This is a genomic window from Ideonella sp., assembly GCF_044358605.1.
Taxonomy (GTDB): Bacteria; Pseudomonadota; Gammaproteobacteria; order Burkholderiales; family Burkholderiaceae_C; genus Ideonella.
The window spans coordinates 70,426-78,025 of record NZ_JBIKNQ010000016.1; the positions used below are offsets into that span (position 1 = coordinate 70,426).

7 protein-coding genes are annotated in these 7,600 nt (G+C 62.9%); 5 read left to right on the forward strand and 2 right to left on the reverse strand.

Annotated elements, in window-relative coordinates; translation table 11 throughout:
• Window positions 1–4: 4 nt before the first annotated feature.
• From ACIQ3Q_RS08065 to lapB, 5 genes are all read left to right on the forward strand, one after another.
• A complete protein-coding gene (locus ACIQ3Q_RS08065) occupies window positions 5–2,029 on the forward strand; it encodes a bifunctional 3-phosphoshikimate 1-carboxyvinyltransferase/cytidylate kinase (protein WP_396268532.1) in 2,025 nt (674 codons plus the stop codon).
• Window positions 2,030–2,192: 163 nt separating this feature from the next.
• The gene (gene rpsA, locus ACIQ3Q_RS08070; protein WP_210807804.1) at window positions 2,193–3,887 is read left to right on the forward strand and encodes a 30S ribosomal protein S1; all 1,695 of its coding nucleotides are present in this window, start codon (window positions 2,193–2,195) and stop codon (window positions 3,885–3,887) included.
• A 29-nt stretch (window positions 3,888–3,916) separates the two neighbouring features.
• Window positions 3,917–4,225, forward strand: coding sequence for an integration host factor subunit beta (locus ACIQ3Q_RS08075; RefSeq protein ID WP_396268533.1), 309 nt, complete (start codon window positions 3,917–3,919; stop codon window positions 4,223–4,225).
• Between the two features lie 117 nt (window positions 4,226–4,342).
• Window positions 4,343–4,642 carry a lipopolysaccharide assembly protein LapA domain-containing protein gene (locus ACIQ3Q_RS08080; RefSeq protein WP_396268534.1) on the forward strand — a complete coding sequence of 100 codons (300 nt, stop codon included), beginning with the start codon at window positions 4,343–4,345 and terminating at the stop codon, window positions 4,640–4,642.
• Complete coding sequence (lapB, locus tag ACIQ3Q_RS08085) at window positions 4,632–5,783, forward strand: lipopolysaccharide assembly protein LapB (protein WP_396268535.1); 1,152 nt, start codon at window positions 4,632–4,634, stop codon at window positions 5,781–5,783. The genes ACIQ3Q_RS08080 and lapB overlap by 11 nt, the downstream gene beginning before the upstream one ends.
• Before the next feature lie 9 nt (window positions 5,784–5,792).
• On the opposite strand, the gene waaC is transcribed toward lapB, so the two are convergent.
• A complete protein-coding gene (gene waaC, locus ACIQ3Q_RS08090; RefSeq protein WP_396268536.1) occupies window positions 5,793–6,782 on the reverse strand; it encodes a lipopolysaccharide heptosyltransferase I in 990 nt (329 codons plus the stop codon).
• A 3-nt stretch (window positions 6,783–6,785) separates the two neighbouring features.
• Complete coding sequence (locus tag ACIQ3Q_RS08095; protein ID WP_396268537.1) at window positions 6,786–7,433, reverse strand: DUF4254 domain-containing protein; 648 nt, start codon at window positions 7,431–7,433, stop codon at window positions 6,786–6,788.
• Between the last annotated feature and the right edge of the window lie 167 nt (window positions 7,434–7,600).

A 7,600-nucleotide genomic window follows, 5' to 3' on the forward strand; every position in this document is an offset into this window, starting at 1 on the left:
GGCCATGTACACGACCGCATTTCTCGACATCCCTCCCCTGACCGCTGCCGCCGGCACGGTGCGCCTACCCGGCTCCAAGAGCATTTCCAACCGCGTGCTCTTGCTCGCCGGCCTGGCCGATGGCACCACGGATGTCCACGACCTGCTGGACTCTGACGACACGCGGGTAATGCTGGCCGCGCTGGAACAACTAGGCTGCACCTTGGAGCGCAGCCCAGGTGTGTTGCGTGTGACGGGCCTGGGAGGCCAGCTCAAAGTCCGCCAGGCCGAATTGTTTTTGGGCAATGCCGGCACGGCGATGCGGCCCTTGACGGCCGCGCTGGCTGTCTTGGCCGCCACGCAAGGGGCCGCCTTCAAACTCTCCGGCGTGGCGCGCATGCATGAGCGGCCGATTGGCGATCTGGTCGATGCGCTGCGCCAACTGGGCTGCCCCATCACCGATCTGGGCCAGGCCGGCTTCCCACCCTTGCAAGTCGGCTGTGGCGCAGTGGGTTCCTTGGACACAGTCACCCCCATCCGCGTGCGCGGGGATGTGTCCAGTCAATTCTTGACCGCCTTGTTGTTGGCCCTGCCTCTGGTCAGCCAGAACAGCCCAGTGACCATAGAGGTAGAGGGCGAGCTGATCTCCAAACCCTACATTGACATCACCCTGCGGCTGCTGGAACGCTTCGGCATCACGGTTCACCGCGACAGCTACCAACGCTTTGTGATTCCCCAAGGCTCGGCCTATCGCACGCCTGGCCGCATTCATGTGGAAGGCGATGCCTCCTCCGCCTCATATTTTGTGGCTTTGGGTGCCTTGGCTGCGACGGAACACCCCATCCGCATCGAGGGCGTGGGCCTGGATGCCATTCAGGGCGATATCCGATTTGTAGAAGCCGCCCAAGCCATGGGTGCACAGGTTCAAGGCGGTGAAGGCTGGCTGGAGGTGAAGCGCGGCCGCTGGCCGCTCAAGGGCATTGCGCTCGACTGCAACCACATCCCCGACGCTGCCATGACCTTGGCGGTGATGGCCCTGTATGCCGACAGGCCCACTCGGCTGAGCAATATCGCAAGCTGGCGGGTCAAGGAAACCGACCGCATCGCCGCCATGGCCTGCGAGTTGCGCAAGCTGGGGGCCGAGGTGATCGAGGGGCATGACTTCATCGAAGTCGCCCCGCTGCAGCGGTGGCACTCCGCCAGCATTCATACCTATGACGACCATCGCATGGCCATGTGCTTGTCGCTGGCCGCCCTGAACCCCCTGGCTGGCGCCCAGCCCGCTGTCGCCGTGCGTATTGAAGACCCAAAGTGCGTGGCCAAAACCTTCCCTGACTACTTCGAAACTCTGTTCAGTGTGGTGTCGGCCGCGCCGGGGGCGATCCCGGTGTTGACGGTCGATGGTCCCACGGCGTCGGGCAAAGGCACGCTGGCGTCTGAGCTGGCCCGCGCTTTGGGCTATCACCTGCTGGACTCGGGCGCGCTTTACCGCGCTACGGCACTCGCAGCCCAAGGGGCCGGAGTGGCACTGACAGACGGCCCGGCGGTCGCCGCCATCGCTGCCAAATTGGACATCCGCTTTGAGAGTGACCTCATCTGGCTCAAGGGCCAGGAGATCTCGCATGAGCTGCGCCTGGAGTCCACCGGCGGCTTGGCCTCACAGGTCTCGGTTCACCCCGAAGTGCGCCAGGCCCTGCATGAGTTGCAACTCAGCTTCCGGCGCCTGCCCGGCTTGGTGGCCGATGGGCGGGACATGGGCACGGTGGTCTTTCCACAGGCCGATCTCAAGGTCTTCCTGACAGCCAGCGCCGAACAGCGCGCCCAGCGCCGCCATAAGCAGTTGATTGCTAAGGGAATTTCCGCTAATATCGACAGTCTTTTGCTGGATTTGCAGGCGCGTGACGAGCGGGATAAAAACCGTACGGCCTCACCTCTGAAGCCCGCTGAAGATGCGTTGCTGCTGGATAACTCTGATTTGTCGATCGAAACCTCGGTCGATCAGGTGCTGAGTTGGTGGGAGCAACGCAAAGCGCCGAAAGCCGCGCATTGAGCCCGCTCAGTGCCAAGCTTTTCAGCGATCTGGGCCCACTGCCCTCCTTCTTGGTGTGCAACACACCGCTTAGGGCCGTGATCTCATCAACCTAACCCGCAGTGCTTGCACTGCACATGCTTGTCCGGCGCCTTTAGCGGTGCTGGATTGACGGAAACCTCTCATGTCCCAATTCACAGAATCCTTCGCCGCCCTCTTTGAGGAATCGCTGCAGAAGAGCGAAATGCGCGCCGGTGAAGTCATCACCGCTGAAGTCGTGCGCATCGACCACAGCTTTGTGGTTGTCAACGCAGGCCTCAAGAGCGAAGCCTATGTGCCTATCGAAGAATTCAAGAACGACCAGGGCGAAGTTGAAGTCCAAGTCGGTGACTTCGTCTCGGTGGCCATTGACGCCGTTGAGAACGGCTACGGCGACACCATCCTGTCCCGCGACAAGGCCAAGCGTCTGGCCTCGTGGCTGTCCCTGGAAACCGCACTGGAGTCTGGCGACTTCGTGACCGGTACCGTCTCTGGCAAGGTCAAGGGCGGCCTGACCGTGTTGGTCAATGGCATCCGCGCCTTCCTGCCCGGCTCGCTGCTGGACACCCGCCCCGTGAAGGACATGAGCCCGTTCGAGGGCAAGACCATGGACTTCAAGGTCATCAAGCTGGACCGCAAGCGCAACAACGTGGTGCTGAGCCGCCGCGCTGTGGTCGAAGCCTCCATGGGCGAAGAGCGCGCCAAGCTGCTGGAAACCCTGCACGAAGGTGCCATCGTCAACGGCGTGGTCAAGAACATCACCGAGTACGGTGCGTTCGTGGACCTGGGCGGTATCGACGGCCTGCTGCACATCACCGACATGGCATGGCGCCGTGTCCGTCACCCGTCCGAAGTGGTGACCGTGGGTCAAGAGCTGACCGCCAAGGTCCTGAAGTTCGACGCCGAGAAGAACCGCGTTTCTCTGGGCATCAAGCAACTGGGCGACGACCCCTGGATGGGCGTGGCTCGCCGCTACCCCAACAGCACTCGTCTGTTCGGCAAGATCACCAACATCGCTGACTACGGCGCATTCGTTGAGATCGAACCCGGCATCGAAGGCTTGGTGCACGTGTCCGAGATGGACTGGACCAACAAGAACGTCGCTCCTTCCAAGGTCGTCACCTTGGGTGAAGAAGTCGAAGTCATGGTTCTGGAAATCGACGAAGACAAGCGTCGCATCTCCCTGGGCATGAAGCAGTGCAAGGCCAATCCTTGGGAAGAGTTCGCTGCCACCGTCAAGCGCGGTGACAAGGTCAAGGGCCCGATCAAGAGCATCACCGACTTCGGCGTGTTCGTGGGCCTGGCTGCCGGCATCGACGGCCTGGTGCACTTGTCCGACCTGTCTTGGCAAGAGACTGGCGAAGCCGCTGTCCGCAACTACAAGAAGGGCCAAGAAGTCGAAGCCCTGGTCTTGGGCATCGACATCGAGCGCGAGCGCATCTCCCTGGGCATCAAGCAGTTGGATGGCGACCCCTTCGCGACCTTCACCTCGGTCAATGACCGTGGCCAGATCGTGAACGGCGTGGTCAAGACTGTTGACGCCCGTGGCGCTGAAGTGCAACTGGCCGACGACGTGATGGGCTATCTGCGTGCCTCTGAAATCAGCCGCGACCGCGTCGAAGACGCTCGCGTGGCTCTGAAGGAAGGCGACGAAGTCTCCGTGATGATCGTCAACGTGGATCGCAAGACCCGCAACATCCAGTTGTCCATCAAGGCCAAGGATCAAGCTGACCAGCAAGAAGCCATGCAGCGCCTCTCGCAGACCAACGAGCGCGAGAACGCTGGTACCACCAGCCTGGGCGCTCTGCTGCGCGCCAAGCTGGACAACTCGGGCAACTGAGTCACGGCTGAACTGAGCGAACCCTGAACATGACTCGATCCGACCTCGTCGCCAAGCTGGCAGAGCGCTTTGCGCAACTGACTCAGCGCGACACCGAGTTCGCGGTCAAGACCATTCTTGATGCGATGTCCGACGCGCTGGCGCGTGGGCACCGCATCGAGATCCGGGGCTTTGGCAGCTTTTCGATCAATCGGCGCCCGCCCAGGGTGGGGCGCAATCCCCGCTCTGGCGAGCAGGTGACGATTCCTGAAAAGCTGGTGCCTCACTTCAAGCCGGGCAAAGCCCTGCGCGAAGGGGTGGACGCCATCGCACCGGCCGAGTCAGGGCCCGCAGCCTGAACGGCTGGCTCACGCTCAATCTCTGCTAAGGGTCCGCAAGGACCCTTTTTTCATGGGCGCAACGCCCTGCGAGCAGCCGCGCGCATGCTCCTACAATGCAGCCATATCGGAGCATTCATGCGCATCCTGGTTTGGCTCTTGCGGGCCTTCATCCTCTTCAGTTTGTTCGCGTTCTCGCTGAACAACTTGCACACGGCCACCCTGCACTGGTATTTCGGCCAGAGCTGGTCGGCACCCATGGTCATGGTGGTGTTGGCCGCGTTTGGAGCGGGCGCGGCGTTTGGCGTGGTCGCCATGGCCCCGTCGTGGTGGCGGCAACGCCAAAAGGCCCAGCTCGCCCAGCAATCCACTCCGACTGCTCAGCAGACTGCAAGCCCCTCTTCCCCACAAGCACCCGTGATCCCCGATGGAATTTGACCTGCAGGCCTGGTTGTTGATCGGCCTGCCGCTGGCCTTCGTCTTGGGATGGCTCGCCTCGCGCCTGGATGTGCGCCAGATGCGCCGCGAGCATGTGGACTCGCCCAAGGCCTATTACAAGGGCTTGAACTTGCTGCTCAATGAGCAGCAGGACAAGGCCATTGACGCGTTTATCGAAGCCGTTCAGAACGACCCGGACACCACAGAGCTGCACTTCGCCCTCGGTAACCTGTTCCGTCGCCGGGGCGAGTTTGAGCGCTCAGTGCGGGTACACCAACACCTCCTGGCGCGTGCCGACCTACCCATGGCCGAGCGCGACCGCGCCCAGCATGCCTTGGCGCAGGACTACATGAAGGCCGGCCTGTTCGACCGTGCCGAAGCCGCTTATCGCGCCTTGGTGGGCGGCGAGCATGACCGCGAAGCGCGCCTAGCCTTGCTCAACCTCTACGAACGCTCCCGTGACTGGCGCAATGCCGCTGACATGGCCCGCGCCTTGGAAGCCTCTGGCGCCGGTGCCTTTGGCCAGCGCATCTCTCACCACTGGTGCGAAGTGGCACTGGAGGCCGACGCGCGCCAACAAAGCCACGAGGCCGCGGAGGCGCTGGCCCTGGCGCACCAGGCCGCTCATCAGGCGCCGCGACCCAAGCTCATTGCCGGCCAGCGTGCGCTAGACGCAGGGCAGGCTGCTGACGCCATGACCGCATGGGAGGCCCTGCGCCAAGTTGATCTGGCCAGCTTCTCGCTCGTGGCGCTGGCCTATGCGCAGGCCGGGCAGGCCTGCGGCCAAGTTGAGCGGGCACGCGCAACCCTCTCCAACGCCCATGAGGCCAATCCTTCACTGGATGTCATCAAAGCGCTCGCAGCACTGGACGGCGCAGCACTGGCGCAATCGCCCTTGGTGTTGCCCTATCTGAAGCAGCAGGCCACACTGTCGGCCGCGCAGGCCGTCCTCAGCCGCCCAGTCGACCAATGGACAGCAGAATGTGCCGAAGCCGTCGGCAAGGCGCTGGACAAGGCAGGGCGCCCGATGCAGCGCTACCGCTGCGCCGCCTGCGGCTTTGAAGCCCAGCGCTATTTCTGGCAGTGCCCAGGTTGCTTGAGCTGGGACAGCTTCCCGCCTCAGCGCATCGAAGACCAATAGACAACGGCTTCAGTCGCGGGCCGAACTGACTGCTAGCGTCGCCAAGGCGCGATCTACGGCACCCAGCACCTCGGTACGCCCAGGGATCTGGCCCTTGCCACCCAGGCTCTGAACCAGTGCCGGGCCGGTCAAGCCGGCCAAGCCCGGCTCATGGTCGCAATAAATGCCCACGGTCGGCAGGCCATACGCCGCAGCCAAGTGGCTGAAGCCTGTGTCTAAGCCCACCGCCATTTGCGCGCGCCCAATGACGGCCGCCATCTCTCGCACCGTCAGAAAAGGCGGCACAGCCGCCCCCAACGGGCCAGCCAGCCATTGAGCGAGTTGCTCTTCATCGGGCGAGCCCCACAAGATCACCAGCCCCAAGCCAGCAGCCTTCAAGCGCTCGCCCACCGCCACCCAGTCAGGCTCTGGCCAGCGTTTTTCGATACGGCTGGCGCAAGGGATCAAGAGGGCGTAGCGCTCCACCGGCGCGACCCACGTCGCCTCTTGAGGAATGGCCAAGCCAAACTGCGCGGGGACCTCAGGCTCGAAGGCTCGGCCCAGCGCGCCCGCCATCAGGCGCCGGTTGCGCTCCACCGCTTGCAGGCTGCGCGACACCGCCACCTTGCGGTCGTAGAAAGCGCTGGCCAAGGGCTCGCGAATGCTCTGCCGGTCAAAGCCTACGCGCGGGCCTTCGGCCTGCAGAGCCCACATCACGCTCTTGAGCAAACCTTGGGCGTCAATCACCAAGTCATAGGGCTGCGCTCGCAAAACCGAACGCACCTTGCCAATGGCCTGCCAAGTTGCTCGCTCCATCAGCTTCTTGCGCCACTTGCGCCAGGCTTGAGGAATGACGCGATGCACCCCGGGGTGCAGAGCCGGAATCGCCGCAAAGGGTGCTTCGACCAACCAATCCACTTGCGCGTCTGGGTGCCAGCGCAGCAAGTCTTCCACTGCAGGCAACATGTGCACCACATCACCCATCGAGGTGGTTTTGACCACCAGAACGCGCAGCGCCACCGTTCAGGCCTTGTTTGCGCGCTCTGCAACCAGCGCCGGATTGAAACGCGGGTCGTTGTACATCTTGAACTGGCGGTACACCTTGAAATAGGCCCGTCCCGCCAAGGCATCGGCCAACAAGCCATCCAGGCAATCGCCCAGATCTTGGCGCTGCTGCTGCAAGCGCTCCAGCTTGACCGCGCTGGAGGCGCGATGCGCTTCGTCCACGTCTTGCCTCAGGGTCTGCTGGCGCATGGCGTGAATCTTCAGCGCCATGATGGACATGCGGTCGATGATGCTGCCGGCCGTCTCCGAGTTCAGCCGCGCGCCCGCAGGGACGGTCGACACAGGGGTATCCGTGCGCGCCGAGGCTGCATCCACCAGGCCTAGCGCCGTCAACAGAATTTCATCGACCCGCTCGGTCGCATCGTTACGGGCCTGGTTGAAGCGGTCGATCGCCCGCTTATTGCCGGCAATTTCCTCCGCGCTCACGGTGGTGCGGCGGGCCAAGTCTTCTTGGGCCCACAAACTGCTGTTGAAGAAGTGGTTGCGACGCACCCACGCCATCAGCCCATCACCTGAAGGGACGCTCTCCGCTCGAAGCCAGTCCAAGCTTGCCAAGCAGTGATCATGGCATTCGATGACGTCATCAGCCTGAATGAAAGAATTCATGGTGGGTCCACTGTGCAAAACGTTGCGTCATTGTCGCTTGAATTACCCGACGGCCTCTCTCAGAACGCTATGTGTCACGTCTCATGTGATCATTGGCCGATTCGAAGCTGGCCGCTACTTCAGGCCAGAGCTGTCCTGAGCGAGTTGCTGGCTTCGATCCCAGAGAG

Bases quoted from the DNA above. Each gene is read 5' to 3' on its own strand.
- ACIQ3Q_RS08065 (WP_396268532.1), top strand. From the start codon at position 5: ATGTACACGACCGCATTTCTCGACATCCCTCCCCTGACCGCTGCCGCC.
- rpsA (WP_210807804.1), top strand. From the start codon at position 2,193: ATGTCCCAATTCACAGAATCCTTCGCCGCCCTCTTTGAGGAATCGCTG.
- ACIQ3Q_RS08075 (WP_396268533.1), top strand. From the start codon at position 3,917: ATGACTCGATCCGACCTCGTCGCCAAGCTGGCAGAGCGCTTTGCGCAA.
- ACIQ3Q_RS08080 (WP_396268534.1), top strand. From the start codon at position 4,343: ATGCGCATCCTGGTTTGGCTCTTGCGGGCCTTCATCCTCTTCAGTTTG.
- lapB (WP_396268535.1), top strand. From the start codon at position 4,632: ATGGAATTTGACCTGCAGGCCTGGTTGTTGATCGGCCTGCCGCTGGCC.
- ACIQ3Q_RS08095 (WP_396268537.1), bottom strand. From the start codon at position 7,433: ATGAATTCTTTCATTCAGGCTGATGACGTCATCGAATGCCATGATCAC.